Origin of the sequence: Sinomonas atrocyanea (assembly GCF_001577305.1) — a bacterium.
GTDB lineage: Bacteria > Actinomycetota > Actinomycetes > Actinomycetales > Micrococcaceae > Sinomonas > Sinomonas atrocyanea.
Genome location: NZ_CP014518.1, coordinates 3,206,973 through 3,223,843, shown reverse-complemented (window position 1 = coordinate 3,223,843; position 16,871 = coordinate 3,206,973). Strand labels below are relative to the sequence as shown.

18 protein-coding genes and 1 pseudogene are annotated in these 16,871 nt (G+C 69.3%); 17 read left to right on the top strand and 2 right to left on the bottom strand.

The genetic code is table 11. The features are described from left to right. Positions 1-50: 50 nt before the first annotated feature. Positions 51-956, top strand: a complete 906-nt coding sequence (locus SA2016_RS14840; RefSeq protein ID WP_066499474.1) for an SRPBCC family protein — start codon at positions 51-53, stop codon at positions 954-956. 8 nt (positions 957-964) lie between these two features. Here the strand turns inward: SA2016_RS14840 and SA2016_RS14835 are convergent, their stop codons facing one another. Beyond that, positions 965-1,183 carry a putative endonuclease domain-containing protein gene (locus tag SA2016_RS14835; RefSeq protein ID WP_066499472.1) on the bottom strand — a complete coding sequence of 73 codons (219 nt, stop codon included), beginning with the start codon at positions 1,181-1,183 and terminating at the stop codon, positions 965-967. 458 nt (positions 1,184-1,641) lie between these two features. Here SA2016_RS14835 and infA point away from each other — a divergent pair, with 458 nt between their 5' ends. The 6 genes from infA to rplQ all read left to right on the top strand — a co-directional run bounded on the left by infA (position 1,642) and on the right by rplQ (position 4,886). Then, positions 1,642-1,863, top strand: a complete 222-nt coding sequence (gene infA / locus SA2016_RS14830) for a translation initiation factor IF-1 (RefSeq protein WP_011775571.1) — start codon at positions 1,642-1,644, stop codon at positions 1,861-1,863. Between the two features lie 67 nt (positions 1,864-1,930). Continuing rightward, a complete protein-coding gene (gene rpmJ / locus SA2016_RS14825; RefSeq protein ID WP_011775570.1) occupies positions 1,931-2,044 on the top strand; it encodes a 50S ribosomal protein L36 in 114 nt (37 codons plus the stop codon). A 185-nt stretch (positions 2,045-2,229) separates the two neighbouring features. Then, complete coding sequence (gene rpsM, locus SA2016_RS14820) at positions 2,230-2,607, top strand: 30S ribosomal protein S13 (RefSeq protein WP_066499470.1); 378 nt, start codon at positions 2,230-2,232, stop codon at positions 2,605-2,607. Positions 2,608-2,643: 36 nt separating this feature from the next. Beyond that, positions 2,644-3,048 carry a 30S ribosomal protein S11 gene (gene rpsK, locus SA2016_RS14815; RefSeq protein WP_043120112.1) on the top strand — a complete coding sequence of 135 codons (405 nt, stop codon included), beginning with the start codon at positions 2,644-2,646 and terminating at the stop codon, positions 3,046-3,048. 187 nt (positions 3,049-3,235) lie between these two features. Continuing rightward, a complete protein-coding gene (locus SA2016_RS14810) occupies positions 3,236-4,246 on the top strand; it encodes a DNA-directed RNA polymerase subunit alpha (RefSeq protein ID WP_066499468.1) in 1,011 nt (336 codons plus the stop codon). A gap of 58 nt (positions 4,247-4,304) precedes the next feature. Continuing rightward, positions 4,305-4,886, top strand: coding sequence for a 50S ribosomal protein L17 (gene rplQ, locus SA2016_RS14805; protein ID WP_066499466.1), 582 nt, complete (start codon positions 4,305-4,307; stop codon positions 4,884-4,886). A 123-nt stretch (positions 4,887-5,009) separates the two neighbouring features. Here rplQ and SA2016_RS14800 read toward each other — a convergent pair whose 3' ends face one another. Continuing rightward, positions 5,010-6,668, bottom strand: a complete 1,659-nt coding sequence (locus SA2016_RS14800) for a sensor histidine kinase (protein ID WP_141305422.1) — start codon at positions 6,666-6,668, stop codon at positions 5,010-5,012. Between the two features lie 123 nt (positions 6,669-6,791). Here SA2016_RS14800 and SA2016_RS14795 point away from each other — a divergent pair, with 123 nt between their 5' ends. From SA2016_RS14795 to SA2016_RS14750, 10 genes and pseudogenes are all read left to right on the top strand, one after another. Beyond that, positions 6,792-7,661 carry a response regulator transcription factor gene (locus SA2016_RS14795; protein WP_066499461.1) on the top strand — a complete coding sequence of 290 codons (870 nt, stop codon included), beginning with the start codon at positions 6,792-6,794 and terminating at the stop codon, positions 7,659-7,661. Positions 7,662-8,240: 579 nt separating this feature from the next. After that, positions 8,241-9,839 carry a hypothetical protein gene (locus tag SA2016_RS14790; RefSeq protein ID WP_141305421.1) on the top strand — a complete coding sequence of 533 codons (1,599 nt, stop codon included), beginning with the start codon at positions 8,241-8,243 and terminating at the stop codon, positions 9,837-9,839. 854 nt (positions 9,840-10,693) lie between these two features. Continuing rightward, on the top strand, positions 10,694-10,900 hold the full coding sequence (locus SA2016_RS14785; RefSeq protein WP_066499452.1) for a Flp family type IVb pilin: 207 nt from the start codon (positions 10,694-10,696) through the stop codon (positions 10,898-10,900). Continuing rightward, entirely contained in the window at positions 10,897-11,073 is a 177-nt protein-coding gene (locus tag SA2016_RS14780; RefSeq protein WP_229710666.1) for a Flp family type IVb pilin, read from the top strand. The genes SA2016_RS14785 and SA2016_RS14780 overlap by 4 nt, the downstream gene beginning before the upstream one ends. 88 nt (positions 11,074-11,161) lie before the next feature. Beyond that, positions 11,162-11,533, top strand: coding sequence for a TadE/TadG family type IV pilus assembly protein (locus tag SA2016_RS14775; RefSeq protein ID WP_066499450.1), 372 nt, complete (start codon positions 11,162-11,164; stop codon positions 11,531-11,533). Beyond that, entirely contained in the window at positions 11,521-12,555 is a 1,035-nt protein-coding gene (locus tag SA2016_RS14770; RefSeq protein ID WP_084249564.1) for a pilus assembly protein TadG-related protein, read from the top strand. The genes SA2016_RS14775 and SA2016_RS14770 overlap by 13 nt, the downstream gene beginning before the upstream one ends. A gap of 33 nt (positions 12,556-12,588) precedes the next feature. Next, a complete protein-coding gene (cpaB, locus tag SA2016_RS14765) occupies positions 12,589-13,308 on the top strand; it encodes a Flp pilus assembly protein CpaB (RefSeq protein ID WP_066499448.1) in 720 nt (239 codons plus the stop codon). Then, positions 13,305-14,503, top strand: a pseudogene (locus tag SA2016_RS14760) (CpaE/TadZ family protein). The gene cpaB and the pseudogene SA2016_RS14760 overlap by 4 nt, the downstream one beginning before the upstream one ends. Continuing rightward, positions 14,500-15,942 carry a TadA family conjugal transfer-associated ATPase gene (locus tag SA2016_RS14755; RefSeq protein WP_066499447.1) on the top strand — a complete coding sequence of 481 codons (1,443 nt, stop codon included), beginning with the start codon at positions 14,500-14,502 and terminating at the stop codon, positions 15,940-15,942. The pseudogene SA2016_RS14760 and the gene SA2016_RS14755 overlap by 4 nt, the downstream one beginning before the upstream one ends. Beyond that, positions 15,933-16,865: a type II secretion system F family protein gene (locus SA2016_RS14750; RefSeq protein ID WP_066499446.1), complete on the top strand. Its 933-nt coding sequence runs from the start codon at positions 15,933-15,935 to the stop codon at positions 16,863-16,865. The genes SA2016_RS14755 and SA2016_RS14750 overlap by 10 nt, the downstream gene beginning before the upstream one ends. Positions 16,866-16,871: the final 6 nt, after the last annotated feature.

The following is a 16,871-nucleotide window of genomic DNA, read 5'->3' as shown; positions in this document are numbered from 1 at the left end:
GGTCGGTTGACTGGGTGCAGCGATCCGCGCCGCGAGAGGGGATGGAAGCGATGGTTGAGAACCTCGTGAAGACCGTGGAGATCAATGCGCCGGTGGACACCGTCTTCACGTTCCTCAGTGACCCGACGCGGTGGATGCTCGCCTTCCCCGGCGACAGCGATGTCACGGACGTCCAGCTCGCCCCGGACGGAGTGGGCACGTCGGCGAAGTGGGCGGCGAGGATTTTCGGCATCCACATGTCCGTGACCCACGAGTACCGGGAGGTGGTCCCCAACCAGCGGATCGTCTCGAAGGCCTCGGCCGGCCCTGTGCTCACCTTCTCCCTCGAACCCGCCGGCGCCGGGACGAGGCTGAGCGTCGAGCAGGGGTTCGACATCGAGACCCCGCTCGTGCGGGTGCCGCTCCAGGCGCTCTTCACCCGATGGGCCGAGGATGACATCGAGGGCCTGGTCGCCAACATCAAGAGCCTCGTGGAGACCGGACAGAAGGCCATCCTCCAGCCCGAGAAGAAGCCCGGCCACACGCTGACCTGGTCCGGCGCCGTCAGCATCCAGGCCCCGGTGGAGCGCGTGTTCGACCTGGTGAAGGACCCAACGGTGTGGCTGGGGCCGGATGTCCAGATCTCAGACCTCGAGGTGGCGCCGGAGGGCGTCGGAACAACCTTCGCCGCCTCGTGGCGGATTCTGGGCATCCCGCTCAAGACGACCCACGAGTACACGGAGTTCGTCCCCAACGAGCACTTCACGTCCAAGGCCGCGCTCGGGCCGGTGTTCGTGGTGGCGGTGGCACCTGAGGACGGCGGGACCCGCCTGAGCATGCGGTCGGACGTCATCCCGTCCAACTGGGCTGACGCCGCCGTCGATTCGCTGGTCATCAAGCTCACGGAGCGCAGCCAGGAGGAGCTGTTGGCTGGGATCAAGGCCAAAGCCGAGGCTGAGGCTGGTGCGGGGCAGTAGGCGGCACGTCAGTAGACGGGGAGGCTGCCCTGGCCCAGGCGGCCCGAGACGGCAGCGCCCACGCGGCGCACCATCTGTGCCGTCCGGTGGACCACGTCGGCGTAGCTGACCCGCAGGGCGGCAAAGCCGCGGGCCTGGGCTGCCCCGTCCCGCAGGTAGTCGCTGTACCGGCTCTCGGGCTGCTGGTGCGTCTTCCCATCGATCTCAAGATCGAGGCACCGCTCCACGATGTGGGTCGGAGCACTGCTCCTGTCCGGATGGCCGACACGAGATCGTGCTGGGTCACGCCCGCCGCCAGCAGCTCCGAGCGGCGCGCCGCCCCGTCGTTCTCCCGAAGGGCCTTCAGTACCCGGTCCATGCACCGATGGTGGCGGACCGCGCTGGCCTGGTGCCGGGCCGCCCTGCTCGGATTGCTGGAGAGCAGTGCACCCAAAGGTGGGGAGCACTGCACCCAAGGGTGGGGAGGAGCGCAGGTGGGGGAGGGCGCCCCGGGCCTACGGAGCCGGGGAACGGCACGGCGTGTACCATGGGCGGATTTAACTTCCGCGCCCACGTGGCGTACAGTTGTGTGTTGGCTGTCGGCCCTTCCATGCCCATTTGGGGCGTGCGGGAAGCCAGTCGTCAAACCATACACGTCCGCCGGGGAGCTCCGTGCGCCCGGCGGCAGAGAAAGTTAGCGGAGGCTATGGCCAAGAAGGACGGTGTCATCGAGATCGAGGGCGTCGTGACTGAAGCGCTGCCCAACGCAATGTTCCGCGTTGAGCTGACGAACAAGCACGTCGTACTCGCTCACATCTCTGGCAAGATGCGCCAGCACTACATCCGCATCCTCCCTGAGGACCGCGTCGTGGTGGAGCTCAGCCCGTACGACCTGACTCGCGGCCGGATCGTCTACCGCTACAAGTAAGCAGCCGCGCCCGGGGGCACCCGGGCGTCAATGCTGACCACCTGCAGAACACGCAAAGGACACAGCCATGAAGGTCAAGCCGAGCGTCAAGCAGATCTGCGACAAGTGCAAGGTGATCCGCCGCAATGGGCGGGTCATGGTGATCTGCGAGAACCCGCGCCACAAGCAGCGCCAGGGCTGATCCCCTCCCGCGAGGGAGAGGATCAGGCCGGGCAACGCCCACGCAATAACTAGAGAAGGCAGCACAAGCTGCGCTGGGACGAATGGGCCCGGACAGCTGACCCCCGGCCCGGAGGCTGGGGCCGCTCGAGAACGGAGCGGGTGTCCTGCCTACGACCTCCGGATAGCACAAGGAGAACCGCCGATATGGCTCGTCTCGCTGGCGTTGACATTCCCCGCGAAAAGCGGCTGGAAATCGCGCTCACTTACATCTACGGCGTGGGTCGCACCCGTGCGAAGGAAACGCTCGCTGCCACGGGCATCAGCGCGGATGTCCGGGTCAAGGACCTGACGGACGCTGAGCTGGTCCAGCTGCGTGACTACATCGAGGGCAACTACAAGGTTGAGGGTGACCTCCGCCGCGAGGTGGCCGCCGACATCCGCCGCAAGGTCGAGATCGGCAGCTACGAGGGTCTGCGCCACCGCCGGGGCCTCCCGGTCCGCGGCCAGCGCACCAAGACCAACGCTCGTACCCGCAAGGGCCCGAAGCGCACCGTCGCAGGCAAGAAGAAGGCCGGCCGCTGATAGCGGTCACCCAAAACTTTAGGTAGGAGAAGCTACATGCCCCCAAAGACTCGTGCGACGTCGGTCCGCAAGCCGCGCCGCAAGGACAAGAAGAACATCGCGCTCGGTCAGGCGCACATCAAGAGCACCTTCAACAACACCATCGTGTCCATCACGGACCCGTCCGGTGCTGTGATCTCCTGGGCTTCGGCCGGTGAGGTCGGCTTCAAGGGCTCGCGCAAGTCCACCCCGTACGCTGCGCAGCAGGCCGCCGAGTCCGCCGCGAAGCGTGCCCAGGAGCACGGCCTCCGCAAGGTCGACGTCTTCGTGAAGGGTCCGGGTTCGGGCCGCGAGACCGCCATCCGCGCGCTGCAGGCCGCTGGCCTCGAGGTCGGGTCCATCCAGGACGTGACCCCGAGCGCGCACAACGGCTGCCGCCCGCCGAAGCGCCGCCGCGTCTAACAGGGTTTCGGGGCCGGCGGGGCCGGTCCGCCCGAGGCGAGCCCTCGCCGTCGTGCGTCACAGACAACGCACGACGGCGCGGCTCGCCTCCCGCGGCCTGTTCCGCCCGGCTTCATTACTTAGTTCAGACCTTTTCCATCCATCTGTGTTGCGTCATATAGCGGATGCTTCCTGAAAGGAAAACCCAGTGCTCATTGCACAGCGCCCCACCCTGTCTGAAGAAGTAGTATCCGAGAACCGCTCCCGCTTCGTCATCGAGCCGCTGGAGCCGGGCTTCGGCTACACCCTCGGCAACTCGCTGCGCCGCACCCTGCTGTCCTCGATCCCCGGGGCTGCCGTCACCAGCATCCGGATTGACGGCGTGCTGCACGAATTCACCACGGTTGAGGGGGTCAAGGAGGATGTCACCGAGATCATCCTCAACCTGAAGAGCCTCTCGATCTCCTCCGACCAGGACGAGCCCGTCGTCGCGTACCTGCGCAAGCAGGGCCCCGGCGTCGTGACGGCCGCGGACATCGCCCCGCCGGCCGGCGTGGAGATCCACAACCCGGATCTGCACATCGCCACCCTGAACTCCAAGGGCAAGTTCGAGCTCGAGCTGACCATCGAGCGCGGCCGCGGGTACGTCTCCGCGGCGCAGAACAAGTCCGCGGACGCGGAGATCGGCCGCATCCCGGTCGACTCGATCTACTCCCCGGTGCTGAAGGTGACCTTCCGCGTCGAGGCGACCCGTGTCGAGCAGCGCACCGACTTCGACAAGCTCATCGTCGATGTGGAGACGAAGCCGGCCATCAAGCCGCGCGACGCCGTCGCGTCGGCCGGCACCACGCTCGTGGAGCTGTTCGGCCTCGCCCGCGAGCTGAACACCGCCGCCGAGGGCATCGAGATCGGCCCGTCCCCGACGGACGCCGCGCTCGCTGCGGACATGGCCCTGCCGATCGAGGACCTGGACCTCACCGTCCGTTCGTACAACTGCCTCAAGCGCGAGGGCATCCACACGGTGGGCGAGCTCGTGGCCCGTTCCGAGGCGGACCTGATGGACATCCGCAACTTCGGTGCCAAGTCGATCGACGAGGTCAAGGCCAAGCTCCTCGAGCTGGGCCTCTCGCTCAAGGACTCGCCGGTCGGGTTCGATCCCCTCGCTGCGCGCGCTGCCGCCGACGAGGACGAAGCCGCTTACAGCGACGACGAGCTCTAAGAAGAACTTGCCCGCCGCCGGTGAGAGCCGGTAGCGGTCCACAACAGGAGAAACGACAATGCCTGCACCCACCAAGGGTCCGCGTCTGGGCGGTGGCCCGGCGCACGAGCGCCTCATGCTCAACAACCTCGCCGCTGCGCTCTTCGAGCACAAGCGCATCACCACGACCGTGACGAAGGCCAAGCGCCTCCGCCCGGTTGCCGAGCGCCTCATCACGTTCGCGAAGCGCGGCGACCTCGCCTCGCGCCGCCGTGTCCAGGCCGCCATCTCGGCGCGCACGAACACCAACAAGGGCATCATCCACGAGCTCTTCACCGAGATCGCCCCGCAGCTGTCGGAGCGCAACGGTGGCTACACCCGCATCACCAAGATCGGCAACCGCAAGGGCGACAACGCCCCCATGGCTGTCATCGAGCTCGTGCTCGAGCCGGTCTCGGCGAAGCAGGCTGTGGTGAAGGAGGCCGAGAAGGCCGCCGAGAAGAGCGCGCCGAAGGCGGAGGCCACCGTCGAGGCTCCGGCCGAGGAGACCGCTGCCGAGGAGACCGTCGCTGAGGCTCCCGCCGAGGCTGAGGTCACCGAGGCTCGGGCCGAGGACGCCGCTGAGGCTCCCGCCGAGGAGAAGGCCGACGACGCCAAGTAGTCGGCTCCCGGCCGTCCCGCACCGTCGGGACGCCTGATCTGCGAAGGGCCCCCGTTCCCCCTCCAGGGAACGGGGGCCCTTCTCGTCGTCCGGGCTCCGTCCTCTGTAACGGTGAAAGGGGCCCTAGCTGGGGCCGGCCGTCGGGAGGACGAGGGAGAACACGCTGCCCGTGCCCGGCTCGCTCTCGACCTCGAGCCGGCCGCCGTGGCGCTCGGCGACCATCCGCGTGAAGGAGAGCCCGAGTCCCACGCCAGGGATGTCGAGGCCACGGGCGGCGTCGGTGCGGAAGAACCGGTCGAAGATGTGCGGACGGTCCTCGGCCGAGATCCCGATGCCGGTGTCCGCGACCTCGACCCGCACCCAGCCGCACGCCTCCGCGGCGCACAGGGTGACCACCCCGCCGTCGGGGGAGTACTTCACCGCGTTCGAGAGCAGGTTGTCGGCCGCCTGCCCGATGCGCAGCGGGTCCGCCTGCACCCACAGCTGCGGGGGGAGGTCGACGACGAGCCGCACCTGCGCGGCGTCGGCTGCCGTCTGCACAGCCTCGGCGCGGGCGGCGAGCACCGCAGAGAGGTCGATCCGGGCGGGCCTGATCGGGAGGGTGACCTCGGAGGAGGCCATGAGGTCGCGGGCGAGCTCGATGAGGCGCTCGGCGTTGCCCTGGGCGACCTCAAGTCGCGACCGCGCCGCGGCCGGCAGCTCGGCCTCGAGCGCGAGGTCGAGGTTGCCGAGCACGGACGTGAGCGGGGATCGGAACTCGTGGGCGACGGTGCGCACGAGCTCGGCCTTGTCCTCGGCCGTCTGGGCCAGCTGGGTTACGTCGGTGTAGGAGACCACCGCGCCCCCGCGGTCGCCGTCGACGGGCCGCGCCACCACCTGCAGCGCCCGGGCGCGCGGTCCCCAGCCGAGCCACACCATCTCACCGTCGATCGACTCGCCACGGGCAGCCCGGTGGAGGACGCGGCGGTCCGGCTCGACGCGTGCGCGGCGGTCCTTCGTGAACACGGGGAAGGCGCGGTCGGCAATGTCGAAGTCCGCCGGCGACTCCCAGCCCACGCCCTCGAGCAGGGAGCGGAACGCCTCGTTCCAGCGCACGGGCCGCCCGCCCGGGTCCACGGCGACGATCCCCACGCTCGCGGCGTCGAGGATCGTGGCCAGGAGCGCCTCCTTCTCCACGGCCTCCTCGAGCAGCTCCTTGAGCTTGGCCTGGTGCGCGCGCAGTGCACGCTCCTGCAGGCGCAGGCCCGCCCCGGCGGCCCGGATCGCGACCGCGACCGTGAGCATGAGGGGCGGCAGGAGCAGGGCATCGCTGAACACGGGATGGCCTGCTGCCCCGGGCGTGAGCAGCGTGGGCAGGGTGATGAGGAGGGGCCCGAACAACGCCGTGGGCAGGGCGATGCGGGCCGAGAGCGTCGAGCCGGCAATCCAGATGACGGGGAACACGGCGAGGGCGCCGGTTCCGGTGAGCGCTCCGTGCGGCCCGCCGTTGCGCAGGAGCCACACGGAGACGAGGTCGAGGACCGGGACCCAGAGCGCTGCCGCGGCGTCCAGCTGCTCCCACGGCAGGAGCAGCGACACCAGCGCGGCCGCCATCTGGGCGAGGATGCCCGCGGCGAACAGGGGCGCTGCCGCCGCGTCCGCCCAGGCAGTAGGCGCGGCGACGGCAATGACGGCCACGGCCACGGAAAGCGGCAGCTGGCAGAGGACCACTCGCGTGCGTGCCCCGGCCCGGTCCACGTAGCGGAGGACCCGGCTGGCGGTGGCCAGCTCCTTGACAGACACGTTCACTCCCCGATACGTGAGACGGCCCCCTTCACTTGTTTATCACGCATAGCGGATACTGTGACATAAGGACATGGTCTCAATGACAGGCCGTGTCGCTTCCCGGTCGTATGGAGGGTCACTGTGAACGGTCTGGGTATTGCGTTGGTCGTGGAGGATGACGAAGATGTGCGCGGCCTCCTCGAGGCCGTGTTGGGGCACGCCGGCTTCGACGTGCGGACAGCGTCGACGGGGCGAGAGGGTGCGGAATTGGCACGCACCGAGCACCCCACGGTGGTGACGCTCGACGTCGGGCTGCCGGACATCGACGGCTTCGAGGTCCTCCGGCGGATCCGGGGGGCCAGCGATGCCTACGTGGTGATGGTCTCCGGACGGGACGAGGAGCCGGACGCCCTCTTCGCGCTCCAGTCCGGGGCGGACGATTACCTCACCAAGCCGTTCCGTCCGCGCGAGCTGCGCGCCCGGATTGGCGCCATGCTGCGCCGGCCGCGCGTGGGTCATATTGCGGGGCATGTGGCGGGCACGGCGGGCATCATGTCTGCGGCCCCTCGGCCGCCGCAGACGCACGCGCACGGTTTGATGCCCCGGTCCGAGCAGGCGCCGCGGCAGCCGGAGCCGGCACGGCCATATCCCGCGCCGACACCGCCCCAGCACGGCGACTGGGTGCTGCTGCGCAACGGCGCCCTCGCCCTGGACCCGCATACCCGCACAGCGTCCGTGGCGGGGGCGGAGCTCGAACTCACGCGCAGCGAGTTCGACCTGCTGCAGGCGCTCCTGCGCGGGGCCGGCCGGGTGCTGACGCGGGCGGATCTCGTGCGCGTGGCGCGCGGCGACCGGTTCCGCGACGACGCGTACGTGAGCGAGGCGGACGAACGCGCGGTCGAGGTCCACATCGGCAACCTGCGCCGCAAGCTCGGCGATGACCCGCGCGCGCCGCGCTGGCTCGTGACGGTCAGGGGCGTGGGCTACCGGCTGCGGCCGACGAGCGACTGAAGCCAGCGGCGGTAGCCGCGCCTGCCACTTCGGCGGGGAACCCCCGCGCCAGGACGGCGATGGTGACGTCGCCGCAGGCGAGCGCCTGAGGCAGCAGAGCCATCGCCGCCCGCGGCGAGCCGCTCGCGCCGCTGCGGCCACAGCCGCACGACGCCGCGCGCAAACCTCGACGCCCCGGGTTCGCGGGGAAGATGAAGAACAGCCTGGAGCCGGAGCACGTGGGAGATGGCGATGCCGTAGGCGTCTGCCTGCACCACCGCCTGCATGAAGCTGCGGACTCCGGGGACGGTGGACCGCTGGGCTAGCGCGAGGTAGGCGGCCCGAGCGTACCGTCGCGGTGTTCGTGGCGGACGAGGGCGGGAGCCCCCCGGGCTGTCCACTCCTGAAGGAACAGGGCAACGGGTTGGCGTCCGAGATTCTGCCAAGCAATGCCCAAGGATTCCCAGCGGATCGGCTCCCGGCCCCTCTTCCCTTGGAATGATCGCTCCAGTAACAGTGCCGGCCCCCTCCCGGGCATCCGGACGTGTTGAATCGGGGGATGGAATGATCAGCCTGACGTGGCCGAAGCCCAGGGGCGCCGTGGGCGTCCGGACCGAAGGCCCTTCCCGGGCCGCCGTGCGCGGTGGAGTCGCCGAGTGCATCGGTCTGATGGTGGCGGTCGCGTTCGCGCTGCTGACTGTGTGGCACATCGATGCCACCGACCGGTCGTCGATGCTGTACTACGACGGAGACTCGGTGCTGCCAGCGCTCGTTCGCGGGTCGATCCAGTCGGGGCAGCCGCAGGATTGGGCCCTCTCGGCTGTGCTGTTCATCCCAGAGATGGGGCTGTACTTCGCCCTCTCCGCGCTGGGGCTCGGGATCAAGGCCACCTTCGCGCTCAACGCAGCCGTCAACCTGACCCTGTTCTACGGAGTGCTCAGATTCGTGAGCGGTGTCGTCCAGCACGACCGGCCGCGAGTCCACCGGGTCGTGGGTGCGCTTGCCGCCTTCGGGACGGCCACGGGCCTGGCGCTCCTGGAGGACTCCCCTGGCCGCAATACCTTCGAGCTCGCATCGCTTCTCGCGACCACGACGTACTACAGCATGACGCTGCTCGCCTCGGTCGCCACGACGGGGCTCGCTGCACGACTCGTCGCGCCCGGAGCTCGGAGCCGTTGGCGTTGGCTCGAGCTGGCTCTCGTGGGCGTCGGCGCGCTCTCGAGTTTGACGAACCCCCTGTTCCTGGCGTGGGAGGTGCTCCCAGTCGCTGTCGTGCTCGGGCTCATCGCGTGGCGGCGAGTGATCAGCTGGCGCCGATTTGCGTTTGTCGGCGTGCTCTTGGCCGCCGGCAGTGGGCTTGGTCTTCTGGCAAGAATCCTCTTCGCGTCCCTCATCCTCAAGGACGGCCCCTCATACGCCAAGCCGGGGGTGGCCGGGCTCACCGCCATCTTCTACCCAGTCATGCTGGCAGAGCGGGCGTCGACCATCGCGGGAGCGGTGTGGCTGACACTCATCGTCTCTCTGATCCTCATCTCCGCGATCGTCTTCCGCAGGTCCCTCGCGGTGCGTGATGCTGGCGCCGCTCTCATCAGCGGACTGGGATGGGTGGCGCCGTTGGCGGTCCTCGGCGGAGTGGTCGTGCTGGGCCAATTCTGGATCCGATACCTTCAGCCGATGTATTTCGCTCCCGTGTGCACTCTGGTGTTGGCACCAAGGCTCTTCGCGCACGGTTCGGCGCTGATCCGACGCCTTCCCAAGGGGACGGTCAAGGGCCTTCTCGTGGGCGTCGTCGTCGCTTGCCTGGGTGCCTCGGCAGCGGCGACGGTAGCGCTGAGCCGGTCGACCGCGGTCGTCGATCCTGATGTCCGCTGCGTCGGCACCTGGGTGAGCGCAAGCCATGAGATCGGTGCGGGAAGGTTCTGGGCCATCCGTGCCCCCAAGGCCTTCCTTCCCGAGCCTGGCCAGCTCGTCCAGGTGGACAGCCACTTCGGAGAGTACCCGTGGCTCACCGACCGGGCGGACTACTCGAGCGTACGGGTGTCCTTCGTGCTGACCGACTCGGAGGCCACCCAGTTCGTCCTGCCTCCCGTGGCCCAGACCGCCCCGTCCAGCACCATCCGATGCGGCCGCTACACGATCACTGACTTCGGCTCCCCGATCCTTCCCATAGGCCCAGCTACCCCGGACGCCATACCGTGAGGCGGCCGCTCCCGGCTGATCTCGGGCCAATGTGAGGCGATGACCTCCCTGGACGAGGGCCGGGAGGCAGGCGCCCTGAGTTCCACGTCCATCAGCACCGGCCAGTGCTCGGCGAGGGATCCGAGTCGCCCGGAGCTGGGCATCGTCATCCGCAAGGGGCCGGCCCGCGCATGGCCTTCCTGCCGGATTCCTGTCAGGGCCCGCAGCGATGGGTCGGTGGTCGGACCCGGCGGCGTCAAAGCGTCGGCCTCCTCAGCCGTGGCCCAAGGTCGGCTTCAGCTCCCTCGCCGGACCCGTCGGGTGCATCTTCGGCCGCGGTCTCCGCGAGCCTGCAATGTCTCCGGCTCCTCGGGCATCGTGGGACCGACGATCGGCGGCGTCCTCTCGAGCAGCGCAGCAGCGCCCGGTCGGCGCAGGTATGCCGCTGGCGTGGGATGCCTCCGAAGCTTCCGGGCGCCTGCCCCCGAGGACGGCCTGCTCGGAGGCTCGGAAGGGGGGCTGGACGCCCCCAGTCGGGATGAGGGTGCCCCTGGGCCCCGGGCGAGCGCACCGGTACGGAACGCGGGGCAAGGGCCGATCCGTGAAATTCCCTGAGCCCGGGCCGGGGCCCAGCGGCGCAAGGGCTCCGGGCAGGTCCACCGGCGCTCCCGGCGCCGCAGTTTTTCGCATCGAAAGCCCGGTGCTGACACGCGGATGGGACCGCCGAGGGATGCTGGGAACCACTTCGCCGAGCATTCCCCCAAGTCCTCCCAAGCTTTTCCCGAGGTCCGGAGCCCACCGGTGGCGGGGCGCCTAGCGTTGATCGTGGAGCTGGTAACCGCCAGCGGAACCACCCCCAAAACAGGAGCCAGACAATGCTTTCTCTCATCGCTTCCCTGCACGTCCTGGGTATCAAGGCCAAGGAGCGCTTCCTCTCCGACGAGAAGGGTGCCACCGCCGTTGAGTACGGCATCATGGTCGCCCTCATCGCCGTCGTCATCATCGTGGCCGTGACCCTGCTCGGTGGCAACCTCAAGACGATGTTCAACAACGTTGCCAACCAGGTTCCCACGACCGCGTGAGCCGTCCGAAGATGCGCCGCCTCTTCTCGGGCGAAAAGGGTGCTACCGCTGTCGAGTACGGCATCATGGTCGCCCTCATCGCCGTCGTCATCATCGTTGCCGTCAGCCTTCTTGGTGGCAATCTCCAGGCGATGTTCAACAACGTCGCCGGGCAGGTTCCCACGACCGCGTGATCTGCTGAGGCCGCCCGGACCCGTCCCATGCCGGCTCCGGGCGGTTTCTTCGTGTCCACCCCGTTCACCCGAACCAAGAGGAGTCCCCATGCGTGCACAGCACCCCGAACGCGGAGCCGCTGCAGTCGAGTTCGCACTCGTCCTGCCGGCCCTGCTTCTGCTGGTGCTCGGCATCATCGACTTCGGCCGGATCTTCAGCGCCCAGCAGACGCTCACGTACGCGGCCCGCGCCGGGGCGCGCGTGATGGTCCTGCAGAACAGCCAGACAGCGGCGGTCGCCGCGGCGCAGAACGCGGCGTCCCCGCTCGGCCAACTCCCCTCGTCGTCATTCGCCGTCTCGCCGGCGACGTGCACGTCGGGAACGCAGGTGGCCTTCACCGTGAACTACACGTTCTCCGGCACCGGCTTCTTCGGCACCTTCCCTCTGCAGGGAAAGGGGGTCATGCTGTGCGGCGGGTGATCGCGACGTACGACGGCGGGGCGGACCGCGAGCGAGGGGCTGTCGCCGTGGTGACGGCCTTGCTCCTGGTCGTGCTGCTGGCCGCAGGCGCCCTCGCGGTCGATGGCGGGATGCTCTACGCCAAGCGCGCGCAGCTCCAAAGCGGCGCGGATGCTGCGGCTATCGCGGTCGCACAGAAGTGCGGCGCGTCGCTCAGCGACCCACAATGCTCAAGCACTTCCACGCTTGCCGCCTCGCTCACCCAGTCCAACATGTACCAGGCGCAGGCCGGCATCGGGTCCCTCGCCGTCAACACCACGGCCCAGACTGTCACCGCCGTCACGCAGCCGCTCCAGCCCGGCATGCAGGCGGGCTCGGTCTCGCTGTTCCTGGCCCAGACGCTCGGCATCACGAGCGCGACGCTGGGAGCGACCGCGACGGCGGCGTGGGGCAGCCCCAGCAAGGGCATCGCCCCGTTCCCGCTCGCCTTCTCCGTGTGCCAGGTGCAGGGCATGGTCGGCGGGGCCTACCAGCTGCTCCAGGACCACGGCTCCGGCGCCAACCCGAGCTGCAACTACGGCCCCTCCGGGGCAGTGGTCCCAGGAGGGTTCGGCTGGCTCGTGCAGAATCCGAACCAGTGCGGTGCGACGATCGACATCGCATCGTCCGAGGGCGGCAGCGCCCCGGGCAACAGCCCGCCCCCGAACTGCACCACGATCATGCAGAACTGGGTGAACACGCTCCAGGCCGGCCAGCAGATCGTGGTCCTCCTGCCGGTCTTCACCGCGGTGACCGGGACCGGCAGTGGTGCGGTCTACACGCTCGCAGGCTTCGCGGCCTTCAGTGTCATCGGCTGGAACTTCGGCAGCAACAGCCCTGCGGTCTACAACAACCAGAACCCCAACGGTTCCTCGGCCCTGGCCTGTACGGGCAACTGCCGCGGCATCATCGGCCAGTTCATCAACTACGTCGACCTCGACAGCGTCTACCAGCTCGGCCCTTCCACGAGCTTCGGCGCGACGATCGTCAAGCTCACCAACTGACCGCCCCACCGAACTACCGAACTCAGGAGCACCGTGAAGTCCAGACTCGTTGCCGGCGCCGCCGCCCTCGTCGCGGCCATCCTCGGCGTCGTGCTGGTGATCGCATACGCCAACGGCGCCGACGCCCGCGCGCAGGCCGGAATGAAGCCCACCGACGTCCTGGTGGTCACCAAGCCGATCCCGCAGGGCGCCCCCGCCGCCGGGATCGCGGACTCGGTGCAGCTGAAGCCGCTCCCAGCCAGTGCGGTCGCGCCGACGGCGCTGCACTCCCTCGACGGGATGTCCGGCAAGGTCGTCTCGGTCGCGATGCAGCCGGGCGAGCAGCTGCTCTCGGACCACCTCGCGGACCCGAGCACGCTGACCGCACCCGGCTCGGTGGCGGTGCCGGCGGGCCTCCAGCAGGTTGCGTTCTCGATCAGCGCGGACCGGGCGGTGGGCGGCAAGCTCCAGGCGGGCGACACCGTGGGTGTCTTCCTCTCCTTCGACCACGGCGCCGTCCCCGCCGGCGGTCCGGAGTCCACGGCCCTCGTTTACCACTCGGTCCTCGTCATCTCGGTGCAGGGTGAGCCGCAGAGCCCGGACAGCTCCAAGCCGGCCACGGGCAGCATCACGCTGACCGTCGCGGTCAACGACGCCCAGGCCACGAAGATCGTCTTCGCGGCCCAGTGGGGCACCATCTGGCTGAGCAAGGAACAGCCCAACCTCCCGCAGACGCCTCCCAACCCGATCGACCGATCGAAGGTGTACCAATGAGCCGCTTCGTGCTGATCACCCCGAGCCCCGACTTCGCGGAGCGCATGCGGGCAGCGGTCGAGGGCGCCCTCCCGGGCGGCGTGCACACGGTCCCCACCGCGGAACTCCCCGAGCAGCCCGAGCAGATCTTCGACCTGCTCGGCGGGGTGCAGCCCGCCGTCGTCGTCCTCGGGCCCGGCGTACCCCTCGACGGCGCGCTGCGCCTCGCAACGGTCTTCGACGTCCGCTTCCCCGACGTCTCCATCCTGCTGGCAGCGGAAGCGGACGCGGAGCTCATGCTCCAGGCCATGCGGGCCGGCATCCGCGACGTGGTGTCCGCCAACGTCGAGCCGGACCAGCTGCGGGTTGTCCTCCAGCGCTCTGTGCAGACCTCGGAGGGCCGACGCCGCGAATCGAATGTGCCCGCCCCGCCAAGGATCATCGGGGCCGCGTCATCGGCGTCTTCTCGCCCAAGGGCGGCGTCGGCAAGACGACGCTCGCGACGAACATCGCCGTCGGCCTCGGCAAGGTCTCGCCCATGAACGTCGTGATCATCGACCTCGACCTCCAGTTCGGCGATGTCGCCTCAGGCCTTGATCTCGATCCCGAGCACACCGTCACGGACGCCGTCTCCCGCGCGGCGGCCCAGGACTCGCTCGTGCTCAAGGCGTTCCTCACGCTCCACCCGGCCGGGATCTACGCCCTGTGCGCGCCCCGCGACCCCGTCGAGGCGGACCACATCACGCCGGAGCAGGTTGCGCGCCTCGTCCGCCAGCTCGCCGACCAGTTCGAATACGTCATCGTGGACACCGCGCCGGGACTGGGCGAGTGCACGCTCTCGGCGCTCGAGGAGTGCACCGACGGCGTGTGGGTCACCGGTATGGATGTCCCGGGCGTGCGCGGCCTGCGCTCGAGCCTCGATGTCCTGGGCCGCCTCGGGCTCCTCCCCGAGACGCGCCACCTCGTGATCAACATGGCCGACGCGAAGGCTGACCTGAGCGTGCGTGACGTCGAGGCAACCGTCGGGGTCCCGGTCGACGTGAGCGTCCCCCGCTCGCGCTGGGTCTCCTACTCGACCAACCGCGGGGTCCCTGTCCTCCAGTCGAGCCGTCGTGACAAGGCGACGACCGCTCTCGGCTATGTCGTCGACCGGTTCACTCCCGACGGCACTGCCAAAGCACGCCGCCGTCTCCACCGAAGGGTTGTGGTCTCATGAAGCTCTCCGAACGCATCAGCCTGGCCGAGGGCCACCCGGCCCCCGCCGCCCCGGCTGCGGCCTTCAGTGCCGTGGACCCCGACGCGCACATCGTTCCCGCCGCGGCGCCCGGGGCCCCGGCGGGCGCCGCCCTGCCGCCCGCCTCGGACGCCCTCGCTGGCCTCAAGCAGCGCGCGGCCGAGGCCCTGTTCGAGCGGATGGGCTCACGCTTCGGCGACTCGGGGGCCACCGAGGAGGAGCTGCGCTCCGCCGCCCGGGACGAGCTCACCGAGGTCATTGACGCCGAGCGCGTCCCGCTCAGTGCGACCGAGCGGACGCGCCTGCTGCGCGACATCGAGGACGACGTCCTCGGCTACGGTCCGCTCCAGCGACTCCTGGACGACGACGAGGTCACCGAGATCATGGTCAACCGCCACGACCAGATCTACATCGAGCGCAAGGGCCGCCTCGTGCTCGCGGACCAGCAATTCCGCTCGGAGCAGCAGCTGCGCACGGTCATCGAGCGGATCGTCTCCCGCGTGGGGCGCCGCATCGACGAGTCCTCGCCCCTCGTGGACGCGCGCCTGGCCGACGGCTCCCGCGTCAACGCCGTGATCCCTCCTCTGGCCGTCGGTGGTTCCTCGCTCACCATCCGCAAGTTCGGAAAGGTCCCGCTCACGGTGCGGGACCTCATCGGCTTCGGGAGCCTCACGCTCGAGATGGCCGAACTCCTTCAGGCGTGCGTCAAGGCCAAGCTGAACATCATTGTCTCGGGAGGCACCGGCACGGGAAAGACGACCCTGCTGAACGTGCTCTCCTCCTTCATCCCGGACGACGAGCGCATTGTCACCATCGAGGACGCCGTGGAGCTGCAGATCCAGCAGGAGCACGTGGTCCGGCTCGAGAGCCGGCCGCAGAACACCGAGGGCAAGGGTGAGATCACCATCCGCGACCTCGTGCGCAACTCCCTGCGCATGCGGCCCGACCGGATCGTGGTCGGCGAGGTCCGCGGAGGGGAGTCCCTGGACATGCTCCAGGCCATGAACACCGGCCACGACGGCTCACTCTCGACCGTGCACTCGAACTCCCCCCGCGACGCGATCGCCCGCCTCGAGACCCTCGTGCTCATGGCCGGCATGGACCTGCCCCTGCGCGCCATCCGCGAGCAGATCGCCTCGGCCGTGAACCTCATCGTGCAGATCTCCCGCCTGCGCGACGGCACCCGCCGCATCACCCACGTCACCGAGGTCCAGGGGATGGAGGGCGAGATCGTCACGCTCCAGGACGCGTTCGTCTTCGACTACGGCGCGGGAGTCGACGCACACGGCCGCTTCCTCGGCAAGCCCATCGCCACGGGAGTGCGCCCGCGGTTCCTCGAGCGTTTCGAGGACCTCGGCATCCACGTCCGCCCCAGTGTGTTCGCCTCGGCCGCCCAGCCCCAGGAGCAGCCATGGAAGTGATGCTCGGGTGCGGCCTCCTCCTCGCCGCCGGCCTCATCTCAGCCCTCATGGCCCTGCGCCCGGGGCATCGCGCCCTCCCGGCCTCCCGGCGCCGTCCTCCCACCGCATCGAACGAATCGGGCTTCGGGCGGGCCGCAGCCGGGTTCGCGGACGCCCTCCAGGGATGGATCTCGGTGCGGCGCTTCCGCGTCGTGTCTCCCGAGTCACTCGACCTCGCCGGGCTGCGCGTCCGCCAGGCCGACCTGCTCATCTGGGTGATCGCAGGCGCAGCCATGGGCATCGCCCTCGGTCTCCTCGGCGGCAGCCTCGGGATCGGCATCCTGCTCGCGCTCCTCGCGCCGGTCGCCCCGCACCTGCTCGTGCGCTCCCGGATCGGCAAGCGCCGCAAGCGGTTCGACACCCAGCTCCCGGACACCCTGAACCTGCTCGCAGGGGGCCTGCGCGCGGGCCACAGCATCCTGAGGGCGATCGACGCGGCCGCAGCCGAGAGCCCGGAGCCGACGGCGAACGAGATGCGCCGCCTCGTGCACGAGACCGCGCTGGGCCGCGACCTGCTCGCCTCTCTGCAGGACACCTCCACGCGCATGCGGAACGAGGACTTCGTCTGGGTCGCGCAGGCCATCCAGATCAACCGGGAGGTCGGTGGCAACCTCGCCGACGTCCTTGACCAGGTCAACGAGACCATCCGCGAGCGAAGCGAGATCAAAGGCCATATCTCGGCCCTGGCCGCGGAAGGCAAGTTCTCCGCGTACATACTCATGGCGCTGCCCATCGGCATCGTCGTCATGCTCATGCTGGTCAACCCCAGCTACATGACCCCCATGTTCACAGACCCGCTCGGCTGGGCGATGATCGCCGCCTCCGCGGTGCTCATGGGCATCGGCGGGTTCTGGCTGAAGAAGATCATCACCATCCAGTTCTAGGAAGCA